The following is a 19763-nucleotide window of genomic DNA, read 5'->3' as shown; positions in this document are numbered from 1 at the left end:
GCGTTGAGCGTGGCCAGGTTCTGTGTAAGCCGGGTTCGGTTACACCGCACACCAAGTTCGAAGCCGAAGCCTACATCCTGACCAAGGAAGAAGGCGGCCGTCACACTCCGTTCTTCGCGAACTACCGTCCGCAGTTCTACTTCCGTACGACTGACGTGACCGGCACCGTGACCCTGGCCGAAGGCACCGAGATGGTCATGCCCGGCGACAACGTGTCGTTCGGCGTTGAGTTGATCGCGCCGATCGCGATGGAAAACGGTCTGCGTTTCGCGATCCGCGAAGGCGGCCGCACCGTCGGCGCCGGCGTTGTGTCGAAAATCATCGAGTAAGGCGCGCTTGCCGCGCCTGGTTGCGGCAGGCGGTTTTCCGACGGAAAATCCGCCGGGAGCAACTCGGTGAAGAGTAAAGAAGGGCGCCCCTCGGGGCGCCCTTTTTCGTGCGGCGAAGTTTTCAATCCTTGCCTGCAAAGTGTCAGCTTGCGGTTGAAAGAAAATGCGAAGAAAGTGGGCGCGTTTAGCAATCACTCTATAAGGTCAGCAGCCAGCTGGTGTCGGAACCACAATGAAATCGATTCTTCTGGCCTTGGTGGCCGTTGCAGTCTGGAGTACAGCTGCACCTGTAGCCGTTGGCGCATCAGTTTCAGTGAATTCACTTGAATTTGTGGCAATCATCCTTGTCGGAGCGGTGGTGTCGTTATCCATCCAATTGGCACCGCAAGGCCGCGCGTCCTGGCAGAGACTCGTCAGCTTGCCGCTTGACGCGAAACTCAAGGTTCTTCTCTTTGGTTGCCTTGTATCTCTGTACTATGTCTGTCTTTACACGGCGCTTTTTTATGCCCCGAGTGTTGAGGCCAATATCATCAATTACTTGTGGCCCGTATTCTACACAATTTTCGCGGGCTTAATGTTCAAGGAACAGTACCCGCTTACGCGCCAAAAAATCGGGTTCATGTTCATCGGCTTTGCCGGCGTGGTTTTATTGATGTTTGGCGGTAACGACGACCTTGGCTTCGATGTCTTCAATCCGTGGTATCTGGTCGCGCTCGCTGCGGCTGTCTTTGCAGGTTTGTACTTTGTGATCGTCCACCAGTTAGAGCCTTACAACATCGGAAACAGAGAGCTGTATCTATGGGGATTGGCGTTACCTGCAATCCTGACTGCTGCAGCAGTGGCCTGGATCGGGAAACCGGATACAAGCGGGCTGCTAGAGGCTGCGCCGTTTGCTTTGTATCTTGGAATGTTCGTAATCCCTGTTGGTCAAACGGCGTGGACCAGAGCGATCCGGCTGTTCACTCATCCCTCGATGAGTGCGTTGTCCTTCTTGACGCCAATTCTCAGTACGATTCTGCTGTTCATTTTTTTCAAGGAGCATTTTACTCTTTATGGCCTTGCAGGGGCGTGCCTGATTATTCTCTCGGCCCTGTTGGTCAGCAGCCGCCAAGTCCACACGACCGCGCAACTCGGTGCATCGATAGTGGCGATGCTGGCGGCCATTGCGATGCTGGTGAAGCCGGATGCGGAACTTGTCAGAATTGATCCGACAACGGTCGGGTCACTAGGTACCATTTTCAGCGTTTTGGCCGGTTTCACAATTTTTCGACTTGCTGACCGGGTTCACGAAAGAGAGGCGGCGCTCGTTCGGGTCGGGCACGTCTTTCGAAAGTTGGAGCAATTGGTTCCGGATGAGCCTGACATCCAGGAAAAAATGGCGAGCTTTCGGGATGCAGTCCTAATTGCGGATGGTTGTGGCGCAGACGATGAGTGCGCTTTGAATGACATTTTCCATATGGGTGACAATCACAAGGACCTTCCCCCCGAGGTTCTCGGAACGCTTGAGACGCTCGATAAAGAAACGCGGCTCTGGCTGACGATTCACCACAGTAAGGCAAATACCGGAGAGCTTGCCGTCATCGCTTCAATTGGTGGGCTTAGCATTCTTTTGGGCGCGCTAGGCGCACCAAAAGGATTCATCGAGACCATAGTCGTTTCCGCCAGTGCTGCCGCGGTGAGCTACATAGTTATGCTGGTAAGAGACTACGAAAACCTCAGAGCGGAACGCAATTTTCCGAAGATTAAAGCGATATATGGCTCTTTCTTCAAAGGTAATGCCGTTGTTTGGCCCTCTCGTGTCATTGAATCTCCGTTTTTGCCGCTCCCCTTGGATGACATCGCCGTTAACGTCTCGGAACATGGCGAAGTAAAACAAACGCGCCTGGATGGGATCGGCAGATTTGGAAAGAAATTCCTCTTGGTTTTCGTTTTTCTGTTTGTTGCTCTGGTGGCAACCGCAGTTGCGTATTCAGGCGCCAACTGAACCGCCGGAATATTTTGTCCCTTGCCAAACCCCACCAACCCCACTAATACGCGCGAGTTCTCAACAAGAACATCAAGGCGGGGTGATTCCCGCCTTTTGGGTTCGAAGAGGGTTGGCGATGCGCGTCTGTCCTCCTCTCAACCTCAACGCCTGATAAAAGGCTGTTAATATGCAAAGCCAAAACATCCGTATTCGGCTGAAGGCATTTGACTATCGCGTTCTGGATGCCAGCACGCAAGAGATCGTCAACACTGCCAAGCGGACCGGCGCGAACGTGCGCGGCCCCATCCCGCTGCCGAACAAGATTGAGAAGTTCACGGTTCTCCGTGGCCCTCACGTTGACAAAAAATCCCGCGACCAGTTCGAGATCCGCACGCACAAGCGTCTGCTCGACATCGTTGATCCGACCCCCCAGACCGTTGACGCGCTGATGAAGCTCGACCTCGCTGCTGGTGTGGACGTCGAGATCAAGCTGCAGTCGTAATCGGAGGGTATGAGAATGCGCTCTGGTATTATCGCAAAAAAAGTTGGCATGACCCGCCTGTTCATGGAAGACGGCAAGCAGATCCCTGTGACCGTTCTTCACCTGGACAACCTGCAGGTCGTTGCACAGCGTACCGCTGACAAAGACGGCTACACCGCCGTTCAGCTGGGCGCCGGTGCTGCCAAGGCAAAACGCACCTCGAAGGCCATGCGCGGTCACTACGCCGCTGCCAAGGTCGAGCCCAAGCGTAAGCTGGCCGAGTTCCGCGTCTCCGAAGATGGCCTGATTGATGTGGGCGCCGAGATTTCGGCAGAACACTTCCTGGAAGGTCAGAAAGTTGACGTTTCGGGTACCTCGATCGGTAAAGGCTTTGCCGGTGCGATGAAGCGCCACAACTTCGGTGGTCTGCGCGCTTCGCATGGTGTTTCGATCAGCCACCGTTCGCACGGTTCGACCGGTCAGTGTCAGGACCCGGGCAAGGTGTTCAAAGGCAAGAAGATGGCCGGTCACATGGGTGCTGCCCGTGTAACCACCCAGAACCTGGAAGTCGTCAAAACCGACGCCGACCGGAACCTGGTCTTCATCAAAGGCGCCGTTCCCGGACCGAAATCGGGCTGGGTCACCGTCAAGGACGCCGTCAAGAAGAAAGCACCGGAAGGCCTGCCTTTCCCGGCTGCTGTGAAATCGGCTGCAACCGAAGCACCTGCGGAAGAAGCTCCCGCGGAAGGTGGTGAAGCATGAAACTTGATGTAATCAAACTGGACGGCGGCAAAGCCGGCAACATCGAGCTGGATGCGGACCTGTTCGGCCTGGAGCCGCGCGCGGACATCCTGCACCGTGTGGTTCGTTGGCAGCGCAACAACGCGCAGGCCGGCACCCACAAGGTCAAGACTCGCTCGGAAACCAGCTACTCGACCAAGAAGATCTATCGCCAGAAGGGCACCGGTGGCGCACGCCATGGTGACCGTAACGCACCGATCTTCCGCAAGGGTGGTATCTACAAGGGCCCGACCCCTCGTTCGCACGGCCACGACCTGCCGAAGAAGTTCCGCAAGCTTGGCCTGCGCCACGCTCTGTCGGCCAAAGCCAAGGCAGGTGAACTGGTTGTGATCGAGAACGCCGAAGCCGAAGGCAAGACCGCCGCTCTGGCCAAACAGGTTGCAAACCTGGGCTGGAAACGCGCTCTGGTCATCGACGGCGCGACCGTGAACGAAGGTTTCCTGAAGGCGTCGCGCAACATCGAAGGTCTGGATATCCTGCCGTCGATGGGTGCAAACGTTTATGACATCCTCAAGCGTGACACCCTGGTGCTCACCAAAGCGGCTGTCGAAGCACTGGAGGCTCGTCTGAAATGAGCGCGAAGGCAGAACACTACGACGTGATCCGCAAGCCGATCATCACCGAAAAGTCGACCATGGCGTCCGAAAACGGCGCGGTTGTCTTTGAAGTGGCGATCGACAGCAACAAGCCGCAGATCAAAGAGGCCGTTGAGGCACTGTTTGGTGTGAAGGTCAAAGCGGTGAACACCACCGTGACCAAAGGCAAGGTCAAGCGGTTCCGCGGCCAGCTGGGCCGTCGGAAAGACGTCAAAAAAGCATATGTGACCCTGGAAGAGGGTAACACCATCGACGTGTCCACCGGTCTCTGATCGAACCCGTCTTTGGCGCAAGATAAAGGCCCCCGCGAAAGCGGGGGTTTTTTTATTCAAAGGCCAAAATTAACCAGCTGCACATAAAGGTGCCCGAAACTGATGCGCAAAGAAGCGATTGCAGTTGAGTTTGAGGTCTGACAGATTTCGCCTCAGTGCCGTTTAACCGTCTTGCGAAAGAAAAAATACCAATGATCCCCAAACCATCTCAGCAGGCCCGGTCGGACGGTCGCCGCGATTTTTGGAACCAGTTCTACGAGAATTCTGCCGAGTCGTGGGAATTGTCGCTGCCATCACAGTTTGCCGCGTTTGTGGCCAATGAAATTGATCGGAAGGCGCATGTAGTTGACATCGGGTGCGGCAACGCCCGTGACAGTTTCTTCTTTTCGCGGCACGGGTTCCTTGTGACCGGACTGGATGCATCAGAAGCCGCCGTTGCGTCAGCCAGAAAACACACAAAGACGCAGGGCGGGGATGGTCTTGAATTTGCCAGAACAAACCTCAAGGACGGGGTGGTTCAACAGGTGCTGTCCAATCGACGCGCGAAGGTGGTCTGTGTCTATGCGCGCTTCTTTTTGCACGCGATCACTGATGACGAAGAAGATGCCTTGATCGATGCCCTGCATGAGGGGTGCCAGCCGGGTGACATTGTTGCGTTCGAATACCGGACATTGGCGGACCGCGACACAACAAAAATAGCACCGCCGCATTTCCGGCGCTATCTGTGCGCGGCGGAGCTGGACGAAAAAATGAAGCAGTTTCAGTTCGCCAAACGATACGGTGTCGAAGGGGTAGGGTTCGCAAAATACAAGACAGAGGATGCGATCGTCGCCCGGGCAATCTATGAAAAAGACCTATGACCGAAACAGAAATCATCAAAAAGCTGGCGTCGCTTCGTGCTGTTGTGTTTGAACATGCAACGGCCCAGACTGCCCTGCCGCGTCCGCGCAAAACCCGTCTGGCTGTGCAGGCATTGCAAGATCCTGTTCGGGACTTGAACAACCCGGCATTGTTTGACGATTGGGAAGAAATCGATCTTCTGCTTTGTTGCCACCGGCGATCAAGGGCCGCGCGAACGCATGGCAGGCTCAAGCGGATGGAAAGGCGCTATGCGCGCAAAGGGCAGGAAGCGCGGTTTGCAGCGTTTTTCGAATGTGTCAAACAGGCTCTTCACCCCGATTTCATCACGCCGCATGGCTATAACAGAACCTTCGGTGAAATGAATGCCGACGATATTTTCCAGAAGCTCGAAGCTGAGTTGGCACCCGTCATCCAACTTGGCAAACCGATATTCCTGTATGCCGGTGCGTTGTTGGGCTACGTGCGTGATGGTCGGTTGATCGACCATGACGATGACGTGGATTTTGCGGTGCACATGGGTGAGTCCACGCTTGAAGAAATACCCGAGAAATGGGCCATGTACCAAAAAGCCCTGTTGGAAAGTGGCTGTCTGGAAGTCAGGCCATCGACCCGAAGCTCTCCGATATTCAAGTTAAAAAACGGCCTGGGGATTGATATAGACCTATTTCCTGCCTGGACTGAAAACGGGCGTTTCAATGTCTACCCATACTCTTTCAACGGCGTGCCCGACAGTTCGATCTTTCCGCTCAGGGCGTTGAATGACGGGCAGATTATGCTGCCTCAGGACCCGCCGGCCCTGCTGGCCCAGAGTTATGGGGAAAACTGGCGCATACCGGACCCGCTTTTTCACTTTGACTGGTCAGGCGCACGCCGCACGTTCGCGCCCTTGGTCCAACATGATTTCAGTATCAAGTGACTGTGCCCGCCAAGAGAATGTGCCGCACCCTATAGACACCCACCCCCAACCCTGTTACACGCTCCCAATCTTGCGGCCCCGGATTCGTTCCGGGGCCTCTGATATTTGTAACCGGGGACCTTCGGGGCCCTATACCCTTGGCACCTACGGGGGCCTATCACATAGCGGGGAAACTCCCTGCACTTGCTAAACGGAAGACAGAAAGCATGGCACTCAAGTCGTACAAGCCGACGACGCCGGGCCAGCGCGGGCTGGTGCTGATCGACCGTTCGGAGCTTTGGAAAGGACGTCCGGTCAAGTCTCTCACTGAGGGTTTGACCAAATCGGGCGGCCGGAACAACACCGGACGGATCACTTCACGCCGCCGCGGCGGTGGCGCAAAGCGTCTCTACCGGATCGTTGACTTCAAACGGAACAAATTTGATGTCGCGGCAACCGTCGAGCGGATCGAATATGACCCGAACCGGACCGCATTCATCGCACTGGTAAAATACGAAGACGGCGAGCAGGCATATATCCTGGCTCCGCAGCGTCTGGCTGTTGGTGACAAGGTCATCGCGTCGGCAAAAGCTGACATCAAGCCGGGCAACGCAATGCCGTTCTCGGGCATGCCCATTGGTACCATCGTCCACAACATCGAGATGAAGCCTGGTAAAGGCGGTCAGATCGCACGTGCGGCCGGTACTTACGCTCAGTTCGTTGGTCGCGATGGCGGCTACGCTCAGATCCGTCTGAGCTCGGGCGAGCTGCGCATGGTTCGTCAGGAATGCATGGCCACCGTTGGTGCCGTGTCCAACCCCGACAACTCGAACCAGAACCTCGGTAAAGCCGGTCGTATGCGCCACAAAGGCGTTCGTCCGTCGGTTCGTGGTGTTGCAATGAACCCGATCGATCACCCGCACGGTGGTGGTGAAGGTCGTACCTCGGGTGGCCGTACACCGGTTACTCCGTGGGGTAAGGACACCAAGGGTAAGCGTACCCGCAACAAGAACAAAGCGTCCCAGAAGCTGATCATCCGCTCGCGGCACGCCAAGAAGAAGGGACGTTAATCCATGTCTCGCTCTGTTTGGAAGGGTCCTTTCGTCGATGCTTACGTGCTGAAAAAAGCCGAAGCAGCGCGCGAGTCGGGCCGCAACGAAGTCATCAAAATCTGGTCGCGTCGTTCCACCATTCTGCCCCAGTTCGTGGGTCTGACCTTTGGTGTGTACAACGGCCAGAAGCATATCCCCGTAAACGTCTCGGAAGACATGATCGGTCAGAAGTTCGGTGAATACTCGCCGACCCGCACCTATTATGGCCACGCCGCAGACAAAAAAGCGAAGCGGAAGTAAGTCATGGGCAAGGAAAAGAACCCCCGCCGCGTGGCTGAAAACGAAGCAATGGCGAAAACCCGCATGCTTCGCACCAGCCCGCAGAAACTGAACCTGGTTGCGCAAATGATCCGCGGCAAGAAAGTCGAGAAGGCTCTGACCGACCTGACTTTCTCGAACAAGCGTGTCGCGCAGGACGTCAAGAAGTGCCTGCAGTCCGCAATCGCGAATGCCGAAAACAACCACAACCTGGACGTTGACGAGCTGATCGTCGCCGAAGCTTGGGTTGGCAAGAACCTGGTCATGAAGCGCGGTCGCCCGCGTGCCCGTGGCCGTTTCGGCAAGATCATGAAGCCGTTCTCGGAGATCACCATCAAGGTGCGTCAAGTTGAGGAGCAAGCCTAATGGGTCATAAAGTAAATCCGATCGGCATGCGCCTGCAGGTCAACCGCACCTGGGACAGCCGCTGGTACGCCGACACCAAGGACTACGGTGATCTTCTGCTGGAAGACCTCAAGATCCGTGAGTTCATCAACAAAGAGTGCAAGCAGGCCGGTGTTGCCCGTGTGATCATCGAACGTCCGCACAAGAAGTGCCGCGTTACGATCCACACTGCACGTCCCGGTGTCATCATCGGCAAGAAAGGTGCAGACATCGAAGTTCTGCGCAAAAAGCTTGCTCGTATGACCGACAGCGAACTGCACCTGAACATCGTCGAAGTGCGCAAGCCCGAGCTTGACGCGCAGCTGGTTGCCGAGTCCATCGCTCAGCAGCTGGAACGTCGTGTTTCGTTCCGCCGCGCAATGAAGCGGTCGGTTCAGAACGCCATGCGCATGGGCGCCCTGGGTATCCGGGTGAACGTCGCTGGTCGTCTGGGCGGCGCCGAAATCGCACGGACCGAGTGGTATCGCGAAGGCCGCGTGCCTCTGCACACCCTGCGTGCCGACATCGATTACGCACATGCCGAAGCGATGACCCCCTACGGGATCATCGGGATCAAGGTCTGGATCTTCAAAGGTGAGATCATGGAGCACGATCCGCAGGCACGTGACCGTAAAGCACAGGAACTCCAGGACGGCCCTGCACCTCGTGGTGCTGGTGGCGGTCGTCGCTAAGGAGGGAAAGATATGCTTCAACCAAAGCGTACTAAATTCCGCAAGATGCACAAAGGCCGGATCAAGGGTGAAGCCAAAGGCGGCTCTGATCTGAACTTTGGCACCTATGGTCTGAAAGCTCTTGAGCCTGAGCGTGTAACCGCACGCCAGATCGAAGCTGCACGTCGTGCCATGACGCGTCACATGAAGCGTCAGGGTCGTGTCTGGATCCGCATCTTCCCCGACACTCCGGTCACGGCTAAGCCGATCGAAGTTCGTATGGGTAAAGGTAAAGGTTCGGTCGACCGCTGGGCCTGCAAGGTCAAGCCTGGCCGCGTGATGTTCGAGATCGACGGCGTCAATGACGACATCGCCCGCGAGGCCCTGCGCCTGGCTGCGATGAAGCTGCCGATCAAGACCCGCGTCGTGGTTCGCGAAGACTGGTAAGCGATCCGGGGGCAACCCCGTTCGTGATAAGATTGACCCCCGTCGGGAAACCGGCGGGGGTTTTCGTTTGGGGGCGCTGCCCCCGCCGCCTCCGGCGACTCCCCCGAGATATTTATAGACAGATGAAGCGGGGGATCCGGTCTTCATCTGTCTATAAATATCCCGGAGCGCGAGGCAGAGCCTCGCAAAAGAGCCATCGCAATCGCGATGAGGCTGCGTTAAGAGGGCGCCATGGCACAGATTGAATCACTCTTCGTTACCCGTCTTTATCGCGCAGCTTTGTCCGAGTTCGACCCCAAGATCGACGCGGAAGAACTGGAAAATTCCTGCCTTGTCATCGCCGAGGATGATGAGGCCGGGCAGGAATGGTGCGAAGAGAACGGCTATCCCGGCTATACCAGCTATGCCTCGCTGACCGATCTGCCCTGGCGCTTCCCGATCTTTGCGGATCTGGTCACTGCGCTGGATCAGCACGTCGCGGCCTTTGCCAAGGATCTGGAGTTCGATCTGGGCGAGGGCGAATTGAAGCTTGAGGATCTGTGGATCAACATCCTGCCCGAAGGCGGCATGCACTCCAGCCACCTGCACCCGCACAGCGTCATCTCGGGCACAACCTATGTGGCGATGCCAGAAGGCGCGAGCGCGTTGAAGCTGGAAGACCCCCGCTCGGGCCGCATGATGGCCGCGCCGACGCGGCTGAAAGGCGGGCGGCGGGATTTGCAGCCGTTCATCTATATGAAACCACAGGTAGGGGACGTCCTGCTGTGGGAAAGCTGGCTACGCCACGAGGTGCCGATGAACATGGCCGAGGAAGAGCGGATTTCGGTAAGCTTCAACTACAAGTGGGAGTAAACCGTGTTCGCGCTATTTCCGGCCAAGGTCACGCAAGCATTTACGCTGTTCTTTGCGATAGCAGCCATGCCCGCACTTGCAAACTGTCCCACTCAAGGGGATGTTTCTAGTGGCATCTGGCTGAAGAATGGGGAAACGTGGCTGTTGCGAGAGCAAAGTCTTGTTGAGACGGGGATTGTCGTTGAGATGAAATCCCAGGACACCAGACGCATAGGTTTCGCTAACCACTACGCTCACCCTGTGTTGTTTAGTGAGCTCTTCATGAGCTTCACTTCTTCCAAACGTGCATATGAGCAGCCTGTCGCCCCTCTGGATGACCTAGAGAGCCTAAAAAAGTGGCAATCGGATTTTACTGTCACGGATGGTAGGAACGAACCTGAAATCGGCACTGTGTCGGTCGAGTTCGAGAAAAATCGCATAGAGCGGGTTGGAAGCTGCAAGTACAAAGTTTGGGAGGTTCTTGTCCGCGAGCATCTGGCGGGAACCGAAGACAGAGTTCAGAAAGTCTTGTACTCTCCAGAGCTCAAGATTGTTCTTAAGCGCTCTTTCACAATGCATAATTCTGCTTTGGTGTGGGATAGGGGCTATGATGGTATACGAACCAATAGCGAGTAAGCCTACTGTTTTGCGCCAATCTGAAGCCCCCATCAAAGATAGAGAAAAAGATCACACCAGGCAGGCTGCACTCTTCCAGAGCTTTCCTCTTGCCACCCACCCCCCAAACCCTTATACGGCGGCATCCTGCGGTCTCCCGGCGTTGTCGGGCGATTCGTATGTCTATCATTCATCCACCAGGTCCAAGGTGACCCTGTCAGGGGGCCTTCTGGTGTTTTGAGCAAAGGAAAAGGCGATGAACGCCCAAGAACTGCGTGACAAGACCCCGGACCAGCTCCGCGAGGAACTGGCCAACCTGAAGAAAGAAAGCTTTAACCTGCGCTTTCAACAGGCCACCGGTCAGCTGGAAAACACTGCCGGCATCAAAGCGGCCCGCCGCAATGCTGCCCGCGTCAAAACCATTCTGAACGAAAAGGCCGCTGCTGCGGCATCGGAGGAGTAATCCCATGCCCAAGCGTATCCTGTCCGGAATCGTAACCAGCGACGCCAACGAGCAAACCGTGACTGTTTCGGTTGAACGCCGTTTCAAGCACCCGCTGCTGCACAAAACCGTTCGTAAGTCCAAGAAGTACCGGGCTCACGACGAAAAGAACGCCTTCAAGGTCGGCGACTCTGTACGCATCATCGAATGCGCGCCGAAATCGAAGACGAAACGTTGGGAAGTTCTGGAAGCGTAAGCTTCCGGGATTTTCCCATTTGTCGAAACCCTGGGGGATCTAATCAGACCAGCCCCCACAGGTCGGGAGAAACCACATGATCCAGATGCAGACCAATCTGGATGTCGCTGACAACTCCGGCGCACGCCGAGTTCAGTGCATCAAGGTCCTGGGTGGTTCCAAGCGTAAATACGCCTCCGTCGGCGACATCATTGTCGTCTCGGTGAAGGAAGCCATCCCGCGCGGCCGCGTAAAGAAAGGGGACGTCCGTAAGGCCGTCGTCGTACGCACCGCCAAGGAAGTCCGTCGCGAAGACGGCACCGCGATCCGTTTCGATCGCAACGCCGCCGTCATCCTGAACAACAACAACGAGCCCGTAGGTACCCGTATCTTTGGCCCCGTTGTTCGTGAACTGCGTGGCAAGAACTTCATGAAAATCATCTCGCTGGCTCCGGAGGTGCTGTAATCATGGCTGCTAAACTCCGCAAAGGCGACAAGGTCGTCGTGCTGGCCGGTAAGGACAAGGGCAAAGAGGGAACGATTACCTCGGTTGACCCCAAAGCCGGCAAAGCTGTTGTCGACGGCATCAACATCGCCATCCGCCACACCCGCCAGACCCAGAACAGCCAAGGCGGCCGTTTGCCTCAGGCAAACCCGATCGAGCTGTCGAACCTGGCTCTGCTGGACAAGAACGGCAAAGCAACCCGCGTTGGCTTCCGCATGGAAGGCGACAAGAAGGTTCGTTTCGCCAAGACCACAGGGGACGTGATCGATGCTTGATTCCGCAACCTACACCCCGCGTCTGAAAGCTCAGTACGTTGAAACCATCCGTGCCGCTCTGAAAGAAGAGTTCGGCTACAAGAACGACATGCAGCTGCCCAAGCTGGAAAAAATCGTTCTGAACATCGGGTGCGGTGCTGAGGCCGTCAAGGACTCGAAGAAAGCGAAAGCTGCTGTCGAGGATCTGACCGCGATTGCTGGCCAACAGGCCGTTTCGACCAAGGCGAAGAAGTCGATCGCGGGTTTCCGCGTCCGTGAAGACATGCCGCTGGGCGCGAAAGTGACCCTGCGCGGTGACCGGATGTACGAATTCCTGGATCGTCTGATCACCATCGCGATGCCGCGCGTTCGTGACTTCCGCGGTGTGAAGCCGTCTTTCGATGGTCAGGGCAACTTTGCCATGGGCATGAAAGAGCACATCGTGTTCCCGGAAATCGACTTCGACAAAGTCGATGAGGTCTGGGGCATGGACATCGTAATTGCCACCACAGCGAAAACCGACGCTGAAGCAAAGGCACTGTTGAAAGCGTTCAACATGCCGTTCAACGCGTAAGCGCCGGAAGGATAGAGACATGGCTAAAAAAGCAATGATCGAACGCGAGAAGAAGCGCGAACGCCTGGTGGCCAAATATGCCGCAAAGCGTGCCGAGCTGAAAGAAATCGCGAATGACGAGAGCCGCCCGATGGAAGAGCGTTTCAAAGCGCGTCTGAAACTGGCGAAACTGCCGCGCAACAGCTCGGCTACCCGTCTGCACAACCGCTGTCAGCTGACCGGTCGTCCCCATGCTTACTACCGTAAGCTGAAGGTCAGCCGTATCGCGCTGCGCGAGCTGGGTTCTGCTGGTCAGATCCCCGGCATGGTGAAATCGAGCTGGTAAGGGAGACATAGATATGAATGATCCTATCGGCGATATGCTCACCCGTATCCGCAACGCGCAAATGCGCGGCAAGTCCACCGTTTCCACCCCGGCTTCCAAGCTGCGCGGTTGGGTTCTGGACGTGCTGGCGGACGAAGGTTACATCCGTGGCTACGAAGCGACGACCGGTGAAAACGGTCATCCGGCCATCGAAATCAGCCTGAAATACTACGAAGGCACCCCTGTCATTCGCGAACTGAAGCGGGTCTCGAAGCCTGGCCGTCGCGTCTACATGGGCGTCAATGACATCCCGCAGGTCCGTCAGGGTCTGGGCGTGTCGATTGTCAGCACTCCGAAAGGTGTGATGTCGGACGCAAACGCTCGCTCCAACAATGTTGGCGGCGAAGTGCTCTGCACCGTCTTCTAAGGAGGTCTGCAATGTCTCGTATTGGTAAAAAACCGGTCGAGCTGCCCAGCGGCGTTTCCGCCTCTGTGTCGGGTCAGACCATCGAAGTGAAAGGTCCGAAAGGCACCCGCAGCTTCACCGCAACCGATGACGTAACGCTGTCGGTCGAAGACAACGTCGTGCAAATCAACCCTCGTGGGATGTCCAAGCGTGCCCGCCAGCAGTGGGGCATGAGCCGCACCATGGTTGCCAACCTGGTAACCGGTGTGACCGAAGGCTTCAAAAAAGAGCTGGAGATCCAGGGTGTTGGTTACCGGGCGCAGATGCAGGGCAACACCCTGAAGCTGAACCTGGGCTACAGCCACGACGTTGATTTCACCGCTCCGGAGGGTGTCACCATCACCGCGCCGAAGCAGACCGAGATCGTTGTGGAAGGTATCGACCAGCAGCAGGTGGGCGAAGTCGCGGCCAAAATCCGCGAATGGCGCCGTCCCGAGCCGTACAAAGGCAAGGGCATCCGCTACAAGGGCGAGTTCATCTTCCGCAAGGAAGGCAAGAAGAAGTAAGGACGCAGACAATGGCAAACAGCAAAAGAACCCTGTTTCTGAAGCGCCGCCTGCGCGTTCGGAACAAACTTCGCAAAGTCAACGCCGGCCGTGTACGCCTGTCGGTTCACCGTTCGAACAAGAACATCAGCGTTCAGCTGATCGACGACGTTCGTGGCGTGACCCTGGCCTCGGCCTCGACCCTGGAAAAAGATCTGGGTGTTGTTGGCAAGAACAACGTCGAAGCGGCCACCAAAGTGGGCGCGGCCATCGCCGAGCGTGCCAAGAAGGCAGGCGTCGAAGAGGCCTATTTCGATCGTGGTGGCTTCCTGTTCCACGGCAAGGTGAAGGCAGTAGCCGACGCCGCGCGTGAAGGTGGTCTGAAGATCTAAGACCTGCGGGCAGCTTTGCGGCTGTCCCGATGATCCGGGAGCCCTGGCGTCAGTCGGGGCTCACTTGGATTGAACTAAACGGCGCCATGCGCCACATGAGAAAAGGGATGCCAAATGGCAGAACGTGAAAACCGTCGGGGCCGTGGCCGCGACCGTGAAGAAACACCGGAATTTGCCGATCGTCTGGTCGCAATCAACCGCGTGTCGAAAACCGTAAAAGGTGGTAAGCGCTTTGGCTTCGCCGCTCTGGTGGTTGTCGGCGATCAGAAAGGCCGCGTCGGCTTTGGCAAAGGTAAAGCGAAAGAAGTACCTGAAGCCATCCGCAAGGCGACCGAACAAGCCAAGCGTCAGATGATCCGCGTGCAACTGCGCGAAGGTCGGACCCTGCACCACGACATCGAAGGCCGTCACGGCGCCGGTAAAGTGGTTATGCGCACCGCACCTGAAGGTACCGGTATCATCGCCGGTGGTCCGATGCGTGCTGTGTTCGAAATGCTGGGCGTCAAGGACGTTGTGTCCAAGTCGCTGGGCTCGCAGAACCCGTACAACATGATCCGCGCCACCATCAACGGCCTGCAAAAAGAGCAGAGCCCGCGTTCGGTTGCCGCACGTCGTGGTAAAAAAGTTGCCGACATCCTGCCCAAGCGGGACGAAGCACCGGCTGAAGCCGAAGCGTAAGGAGAGCGAGCAATGGCAAAAACCATCGTCGTCAAGCAGATCGGTTCCCCGATCCGCCGCCCCGCCGAACAGCGCGCAACCCTGATCGGTCTGGGCCTGAACAAGATGCACAAGACCCGTGAGCTGGAGGATACTCCTTCGGTCCGCGGCATGATCCGCAAGATCCCGCATCTGGTAGAGATCGTCGAAGAGCGCGGCTAAGCGCACTTCCAACGAACAAAGAGACGCCTCCGATCCGTTCGGGGGCGTTTTTTTATTGCCATTTGAATAAGCCGGGGTACACGTTGATCGTGTTTTTTTGAATGGATGTTGAGTATGAAACTGTTTTTCGCTGCGCTTTGCGTATCTGCAATTGCTACGGCCACCTATGCCGAATGCCCGGCCAAATCTCCGAAGTTTTCGAAAAGCTATTTTTCCGATGGCGATCAGAAAGTGAATGCGGCCTGGCTTGAAAAGAAACTTTCCGGGCGCAAGGTCGTATATCCCGGGAAAGAATTTGAGACCTACTTTGCCAACGGGTCCTATTCTTACGCGGCCAACGGGCAAGCGTGGGACGCGAATTCCTACAGGTTCTACTACAACGGGGTGCGGTGCATCGGTTATGACAAGCCCCGATTTGATCTGTACGTTGTGAACAACGGCAAACTGGTCTTGGTGAACCAGCAAAAGCAACGCTACGTTGGAGAAATCCGGAAGTAGTTTGCAGATGCCCGAATAGCGTCAGCCTGTTTGGTGCAGCAGAATACACCCATGCATTATTTGCAAAGCGGCTAGACCGAAACTTCGGTTGTTAGCGCAATGTGCCCAGCCTATCTGAGCCCTGTCCCAAACAGGAACAGAACAAAGTCATCGGGGAATGCGCCCCGATCAGAAAAGGAATTCAGATATGGCTTACACAGCAACAACCACGCATGGCGGCATCAACCTGATCGCACGCGTCGCAGAATTCGCCGCAAAGGTGAAACAGGCCTATGCCCTACGTGCGATGTACAACCGGACCTATTCGGAACTGCAAGGTCTGACCGACCGCGAGCTGAACGACATCGGCGTACGCCGTTGCGATATCAAGGATATCGCGCATGATCACGTTTACTGCGCCTAAGCGCATTCCCTGACGCAGTCAGCCCGAGGCGCCAATTGGCGCCTCTTTTGGTTTCAGGGTCTATCCCGCCACAGGCAGCATATATTTGGGCAACAAGCATTGCGACGGTGCCTCTATTGAGTCACATGCGGATTGGACGGCTGTTTGAAGTCGCGACAACTGTGTGGAAAGACGTATTTATGGCGCGCGAATATCAGATCGGAATGCTGTGGGTCGATGGACCGCTGAGCTTTCTCGAGCAGTTATGCATCAAGTCCTATCTGGATGCCGGGCAACATGTACGTCTGTACACTTATGGAACCGTGACAGGTATCCCCGACGGCGTAGAGCAGCGCGATGCACGCGAGGTTCTGCCCGATTCCGAATTCATCACCCATGGCAGAACCGGAAGCCCCGCGCCGCATTCGGACAAGTTCCGGTATCGGATGCTGGCGCAGGAGCCTGACTTGATCTGGGCGGATACGGATGCCTATTGCCTCAAGCCGTTCACAACCGAAAGCGGACATTACTACAGCTATCTCGAGGGAGAGGTGGCCATCGGCGTGCTCGCCCTGCCTCAGGACAGCGACACGCTGGGCAAGTTGATCGAATATACCAACGATCCGTATATTATCCCGCCCTGGCTGCCCCCTCGGCGTCGCAAGCCGCTGGAAGAGGCGCTGGAGAACGGAGAGCCCGTGAACGTGCCCGAAGCGCTTTGGGGCGTTTGGGGGCCGAGCGCATTCACCTGGGCGTTGAAGCAAACGGGCGAGATAAAATATGCGTTGCCAGAGCATGTGTTCTACCCACTCAACTACACGCGCCGGCGGGCGTTGGCCCGGCCCGGGGCCAAAATCGACCATTTCTTCAAGGACGACACGGTTTCCATCCATCTTTATGGCAGACGGATGCGGGCGATCATGCGGGACAAATATGACGGCCAGCCCGATCCTGACAGCTTGGTCGGACGGCTGGTCGAAAAACACGGCATCGATCCGCTTGCCGCGCCTATTGCCAAACAGGTTGCGGATGAAGCCGAGGCACCGCAGGCCGGCAGCTGATCCTGCGCCGATCCACGGGCTTGCCAAGCGGGGGCAACGGGCCTATACGCCTCCGGTGGGTTTATGCCCATGAGAATCAAAACCAAGAAATGCCGTGTTTGGCCCATCACGCTTCGGGGGTCACATCCGGCTTAGGAGAAGCGAAATGAAACTGAATGAACTGCGCGACAATCCCGGCGCCAACCCGAAACGCACCCGCGTTGGTCGTGGTCCTGGCTCGGGCAAAGGTAAAATGGGTGGCCGTGGTATCAAAGGCCAGAAATCCCGTTCGGGTGTGGCTATCAACGGCTATGAAGGCGGCCAGATGCCGCTGTACCAGCGTCTGCCCAAGCGTGGCTTCAACAAGCCGAACCGCAAGGAATTCGCCGTTATCAACCTGGGCCTGATCCAGAAATTCGTCGACGCCGGCAAACTGGACGCCAAAGCTGCGATTACCGAGGACGCACTGGTTGCATCCGGTCTGGTCCGTCGCAAGCTGGACGGTATCCGCGTTCTGGCCAAAGGCGAAATCAGCGCCAAAGTGAACCTGGAAGTAACCGGTGCTTCGAAAGCTGCCGTTGAGGCAGTCGAAAAAGCGGGCGGTTCGCTGACGGTCACAAAAGCCGCTGCGGCAGAGTAAGCGCTTGTGAGCGGGCCAAGACCCGCTTACATAGACCTCAGAGTTTTCCAAGACGCCGCCCGAGCCGGAAAACGGTTCCGGGCGGTGTTTTCATAAGAGAGACCGATTTATGGTATCAGCAGCAGAACAAATGGCAGCCAACACAAGCTGGGCTGCTTTGGGCAAAGCCACCGATCTGCGCAACCGCATCCTGTTCACGCTGGGTTTGCTGATCGTCTATCGTCTGGGCACCTTCATTCCGGTGCCGGGGATCGACGGGCAGGCGCTGCGCGAGTTCATGGAGCAGGCGGGGCAGGGCATCGGCGGCATGGTTTCGATGTTCACCGGCGGGGCGCTGGGGCGGATGGGTATCTTTGCCCTCGGCATCATGCCCTATATTTCGGCCTCGATCATCGTGCAACTGCTGACCTCGATGGTTCCCGCGCTCGAACAGCTCAAGAAAGAGGGCGAGCAGGGCCGCAAGAAGATCAACCAATACACCCGTTTCGGCACCGTGGCGCTGGCTACCGTTCAGGCCTATGGTCTGGCCGTTTCGCTGGAATCGGGCGATCTGGCGACCGATCCGGGCATGTTCTTCCGCATGTCCACCATGATCACGCTGGTCGGTGGCACCATGTTCCTGATGTGGCTGGGCGAGCAGATCACCGCGCGCGGCATCGGCAACGGTATTTCCCTGATCATCTTCGTCGGCATCATCGCCGAGGTTCCGGCCGCGCTGGCGCAGTTCTTCGCCTCTGGCCGCTCGGGCGCGATCAGCCCCGCCGTGATCATCGGTGTGATCGTGATGGTGATCGCCGTGATTACCTTTGTGGTGTTCATGGAACGCGCGCTGCGTAAGATTCACATCCAATACCCGCGCCGTCAGGCCGGTATGAAAATCTATGAGGGCGGCTCTAGCCACCTGCCGGTCAAAGTGAACCCGGCGGGCGTGATTCCGGCGATCTTTGCGAGCTCGCTGCTGTTGCTGCCGGTGACGATCTCGACCTTCTCGTCGGGTGCCACCAGCGGGCCGATCATGTCCTGGCTGCTGGCCAACTTTGGTCCCGGACAGCCGCTGTACCTGCTGTTCTTCGCGGCCATGATCGTGTTCTTCGCCTATTTCTACACGTTCAACGTGTCGTTCAAACCGGACGATGTTGCGGACAACCTGAAAAAGCAGAACGGTTTTGTGCCGGGGATCCGTCCGGGCAAGAAAACCGCCGAATATCTGGAATACGTGGTCAACCGCGTGCTGGTTCTGGGCTCGGCCTATCTGGCGGCGGTTTGTCTTCTGCCTGAGATTCTGCGGAACCAGTTTGCCATCCCGTTCTATTTCGGCGGCACTTCGGTTCTGATTATCGTCTCTGTGACCATGGATACGATCCAACAGGTTCAGAGCCACCTGTTGGCGCATCAATACGAAGGGCTGATCGAAAAGTCCCAGCTACGCGGCAAAGGTAAGAAACGCAGCAGGAAGGGACCCGCTCGTCGATGAACATCATTCTTCTTGGGCCCCCGGGGGCCGGTAAAGGGACGCAGGCGCGTCACCTGGTCGAAACTCGGGGCATGGTTCAGCTGAGCACCGGCGACATGCTGCGCGAGGCCAAGACCTCGGGCACCGAGATGGGCCAGAAGGTTGCGGCGATCATGGACGCGGGCAAGCTGGTCACCGATGAGATCGTGATCGGCCTGATCGAAGAGAAGCTGACCACGGAAACCGGCGCCGGCTTCATCTTTGACGGCTTCCCGCGCACGCTGGCGCAGGCCGATGCGTTGGCGGCCCTGCTGACCAAACTGGGTCAGTCGCTGCATACCGTGATTGAGATGCGCGTTGACGACGAAGCGCTGGTTCAGCGGATCACGGCGCGTTCGACCTGTGGTGGCTGCGGTGAGGTCTATAATGACATCACCAAGCCGATCCCGGCCGATGGCAAATGCACCAATTGCGGCAAGGAAAATGACTTCCAGCGTCGTGCGGATGACAACGAAGACAGCCTGCGCACGCGCTTGATGGAGTACTACAAAAAGACCTCGCCGCTGATTGGGTATTACTATGCCAAAGGCGATCTTCGCCCGGTCAATGGCCTGGCCGAGATCAAGGAAGTCACCGCCTCGATCGAGGCGATTCTGGGCTGACTTCAGGTTGGGGCTTGACGGCCCCACCAAAAC

General features: G+C 57.0%; 32 protein-coding genes. All 32 read left to right on the top strand.

Features of this window, described 5'->3' with window-relative positions; genetic code table 11:
• Positions 1–329: EF-Tu C-terminal domain-related protein (locus ACR0DO_RS18670; protein ID WP_480558180.1), on the top strand; the 329-nt coding region annotated here is incomplete at its 5' end.
• 232 nt (positions 330–561) lie between these two features.
• Entirely contained in the window at positions 562–2313 is a 1752-nt protein-coding gene (locus tag ACR0DO_RS18665; RefSeq protein WP_480560965.1) for a DMT family transporter, read from the top strand.
• A 169-nt stretch (positions 2314–2482) separates the two neighbouring features.
• A complete protein-coding gene (gene rpsJ, locus ACR0DO_RS18660) occupies positions 2483–2797 on the top strand; it encodes a 30S ribosomal protein S10 (protein ID WP_008756422.1) in 315 nt (104 codons plus the stop codon).
• A 15-nt stretch (positions 2798–2812) separates the two neighbouring features.
• Positions 2813–3538 carry a 50S ribosomal protein L3 gene (gene rplC, locus ACR0DO_RS18655; protein WP_170328778.1) on the top strand — a complete coding sequence of 242 codons (726 nt, stop codon included), beginning with the start codon at positions 2813–2815 and terminating at the stop codon, positions 3536–3538.
• The gene (gene rplD / locus ACR0DO_RS18650) at positions 3535–4152 is read left to right on the top strand and encodes a 50S ribosomal protein L4 (RefSeq protein ID WP_170334382.1); all 618 of its coding nucleotides are present in this window, start codon (positions 3535–3537) and stop codon (positions 4150–4152) included. Before rplC ends, rplD begins: the two co-directional genes overlap by 4 nt.
• Entirely contained in the window at positions 4149–4445 is a 297-nt protein-coding gene (locus ACR0DO_RS18645) for a 50S ribosomal protein L23 (RefSeq protein WP_008757532.1), read from the top strand. The genes rplD and ACR0DO_RS18645 overlap by 4 nt, the downstream gene beginning before the upstream one ends.
• Before the next feature lie 155 nt (positions 4446–4600).
• Positions 4601–5305, top strand: coding sequence for a class I SAM-dependent methyltransferase (locus ACR0DO_RS18640; protein WP_480560964.1), 705 nt, complete (start codon positions 4601–4603; stop codon positions 5303–5305).
• Positions 5302–6222, top strand: coding sequence for a hypothetical protein (locus ACR0DO_RS18635; RefSeq protein ID WP_480560963.1), 921 nt, complete (start codon positions 5302–5304; stop codon positions 6220–6222). Before ACR0DO_RS18640 ends, ACR0DO_RS18635 begins: the two co-directional genes overlap by 4 nt.
• 206 nt (positions 6223–6428) lie before the next feature.
• The gene (rplB, locus tag ACR0DO_RS18630) at positions 6429–7271 is read left to right on the top strand and encodes a 50S ribosomal protein L2 (protein ID WP_170356688.1); all 843 of its coding nucleotides are present in this window, start codon (positions 6429–6431) and stop codon (positions 7269–7271) included.
• Positions 7272–7274: 3 nt separating this feature from the next.
• Positions 7275–7553, top strand: a complete 279-nt coding sequence (gene rpsS / locus ACR0DO_RS18625; RefSeq protein ID WP_005980699.1) for a 30S ribosomal protein S19 — start codon at positions 7275–7277, stop codon at positions 7551–7553.
• A 3-nt stretch (positions 7554–7556) separates the two neighbouring features.
• A complete protein-coding gene (rplV, locus tag ACR0DO_RS18620) occupies positions 7557–7937 on the top strand; it encodes a 50S ribosomal protein L22 (RefSeq protein WP_039538267.1) in 381 nt (126 codons plus the stop codon).
• Positions 7937–8647, top strand: coding sequence for a 30S ribosomal protein S3 (gene rpsC / locus ACR0DO_RS18615; RefSeq protein WP_008758042.1), 711 nt, complete (start codon positions 7937–7939; stop codon positions 8645–8647). The genes rplV and rpsC overlap by 1 nt, the downstream gene beginning before the upstream one ends.
• A 12-nt stretch (positions 8648–8659) precedes the next feature.
• Positions 8660–9073 (top strand): 50S ribosomal protein L16, encoded by a 414-nt coding sequence (gene rplP / locus ACR0DO_RS18610; protein ID WP_085823145.1) that lies wholly within the window; start codon positions 8660–8662, stop codon positions 9071–9073.
• A 231-nt stretch (positions 9074–9304) separates the two neighbouring features.
• Entirely contained in the window at positions 9305–9925 is a 621-nt protein-coding gene (locus ACR0DO_RS18605; RefSeq protein WP_480560962.1) for a 2OG-Fe(II) oxygenase family protein, read from the top strand.
• A 3-nt stretch (positions 9926–9928) separates the two neighbouring features.
• Complete coding sequence (locus tag ACR0DO_RS18600; RefSeq protein WP_480560961.1) at positions 9929–10540, top strand: hypothetical protein; 612 nt, start codon at positions 9929–9931, stop codon at positions 10538–10540.
• A 235-nt stretch (positions 10541–10775) separates the two neighbouring features.
• Positions 10776–10982 (top strand): 50S ribosomal protein L29, encoded by a 207-nt coding sequence (gene rpmC / locus ACR0DO_RS18595; RefSeq protein ID WP_010437082.1) that lies wholly within the window; start codon positions 10776–10778, stop codon positions 10980–10982.
• Between the two features lie 4 nt (positions 10983–10986).
• Positions 10987–11217, top strand: a complete 231-nt coding sequence (gene rpsQ / locus ACR0DO_RS18590) for a 30S ribosomal protein S17 (RefSeq protein WP_170440480.1) — start codon at positions 10987–10989, stop codon at positions 11215–11217.
• A gap of 76 nt (positions 11218–11293) precedes the next feature.
• Positions 11294–11662 (top strand): 50S ribosomal protein L14, encoded by a 369-nt coding sequence (gene rplN, locus ACR0DO_RS18585; RefSeq protein WP_008757934.1) that lies wholly within the window; start codon positions 11294–11296, stop codon positions 11660–11662.
• A 2-nt stretch (positions 11663–11664) separates the two neighbouring features.
• The gene (rplX, locus tag ACR0DO_RS18580; RefSeq protein WP_170440482.1) at positions 11665–11976 is read left to right on the top strand and encodes a 50S ribosomal protein L24; all 312 of its coding nucleotides are present in this window, start codon (positions 11665–11667) and stop codon (positions 11974–11976) included.
• The gene (gene rplE / locus ACR0DO_RS18575; RefSeq protein WP_170440483.1) at positions 11969–12529 is read left to right on the top strand and encodes a 50S ribosomal protein L5; all 561 of its coding nucleotides are present in this window, start codon (positions 11969–11971) and stop codon (positions 12527–12529) included. Before rplX ends, rplE begins: the two co-directional genes overlap by 8 nt.
• Positions 12530–12548: 19 nt before the next feature.
• A complete protein-coding gene (rpsN, locus tag ACR0DO_RS18570; protein WP_068340744.1) occupies positions 12549–12854 on the top strand; it encodes a 30S ribosomal protein S14 in 306 nt (101 codons plus the stop codon).
• A 13-nt stretch (positions 12855–12867) separates the two neighbouring features.
• Positions 12868–13260, top strand: coding sequence for a 30S ribosomal protein S8 (rpsH, locus tag ACR0DO_RS18565; protein ID WP_010437099.1), 393 nt, complete (start codon positions 12868–12870; stop codon positions 13258–13260).
• An 11-nt stretch (positions 13261–13271) separates the two neighbouring features.
• The gene (rplF, locus tag ACR0DO_RS18560; RefSeq protein ID WP_170440485.1) at positions 13272–13805 is read left to right on the top strand and encodes a 50S ribosomal protein L6; all 534 of its coding nucleotides are present in this window, start codon (positions 13272–13274) and stop codon (positions 13803–13805) included.
• A gap of 11 nt (positions 13806–13816) precedes the next feature.
• On the top strand, positions 13817–14176 hold the full coding sequence (gene rplR, locus ACR0DO_RS18555) for a 50S ribosomal protein L18 (protein WP_039523386.1): 360 nt from the start codon (positions 13817–13819) through the stop codon (positions 14174–14176).
• Between the two features lie 114 nt (positions 14177–14290).
• Complete coding sequence (gene rpsE, locus ACR0DO_RS18550; RefSeq protein WP_170440487.1) at positions 14291–14854, top strand: 30S ribosomal protein S5; 564 nt, start codon at positions 14291–14293, stop codon at positions 14852–14854.
• Positions 14855–14866: 12 nt separating this feature from the next.
• Complete coding sequence (gene rpmD / locus ACR0DO_RS18545; RefSeq protein WP_050605831.1) at positions 14867–15055, top strand: 50S ribosomal protein L30; 189 nt, start codon at positions 14867–14869, stop codon at positions 15053–15055.
• Positions 15056–15169: 114 nt separating this feature from the next.
• Positions 15170–15553, top strand: coding sequence for a hypothetical protein (locus ACR0DO_RS18540; protein ID WP_480560960.1), 384 nt, complete (start codon positions 15170–15172; stop codon positions 15551–15553).
• A 187-nt stretch (positions 15554–15740) separates the two neighbouring features.
• The gene (locus ACR0DO_RS18535; RefSeq protein WP_170440491.1) at positions 15741–15956 is read left to right on the top strand and encodes a DUF1127 domain-containing protein; all 216 of its coding nucleotides are present in this window, start codon (positions 15741–15743) and stop codon (positions 15954–15956) included.
• A 179-nt stretch (positions 15957–16135) separates the two neighbouring features.
• Positions 16136–16996, top strand: a complete 861-nt coding sequence (locus ACR0DO_RS18530) for a hypothetical protein (RefSeq protein WP_480560959.1) — start codon at positions 16136–16138, stop codon at positions 16994–16996.
• A gap of 145 nt (positions 16997–17141) precedes the next feature.
• Positions 17142–17615 carry a 50S ribosomal protein L15 gene (gene rplO / locus ACR0DO_RS18525; RefSeq protein ID WP_170387765.1) on the top strand — a complete coding sequence of 158 codons (474 nt, stop codon included), beginning with the start codon at positions 17142–17144 and terminating at the stop codon, positions 17613–17615.
• 109 nt (positions 17616–17724) lie between these two features.
• Positions 17725–19089, top strand: coding sequence for a preprotein translocase subunit SecY (gene secY / locus ACR0DO_RS18520; protein WP_170440495.1), 1365 nt, complete (start codon positions 17725–17727; stop codon positions 19087–19089).
• The gene (locus tag ACR0DO_RS18515) at positions 19086–19730 is read left to right on the top strand and encodes an adenylate kinase (protein ID WP_480560958.1); all 645 of its coding nucleotides are present in this window, start codon (positions 19086–19088) and stop codon (positions 19728–19730) included. The genes secY and ACR0DO_RS18515 overlap by 4 nt, the downstream gene beginning before the upstream one ends.
• The last annotated feature ends 33 nt before the right edge of the window (positions 19731–19763 follow it).

The sequence above is a fragment of the Ruegeria sp. AM9 genome, assembly GCF_056540565.1.
This window is presented reverse-complemented; position numbering and strand designations above follow the sequence as displayed.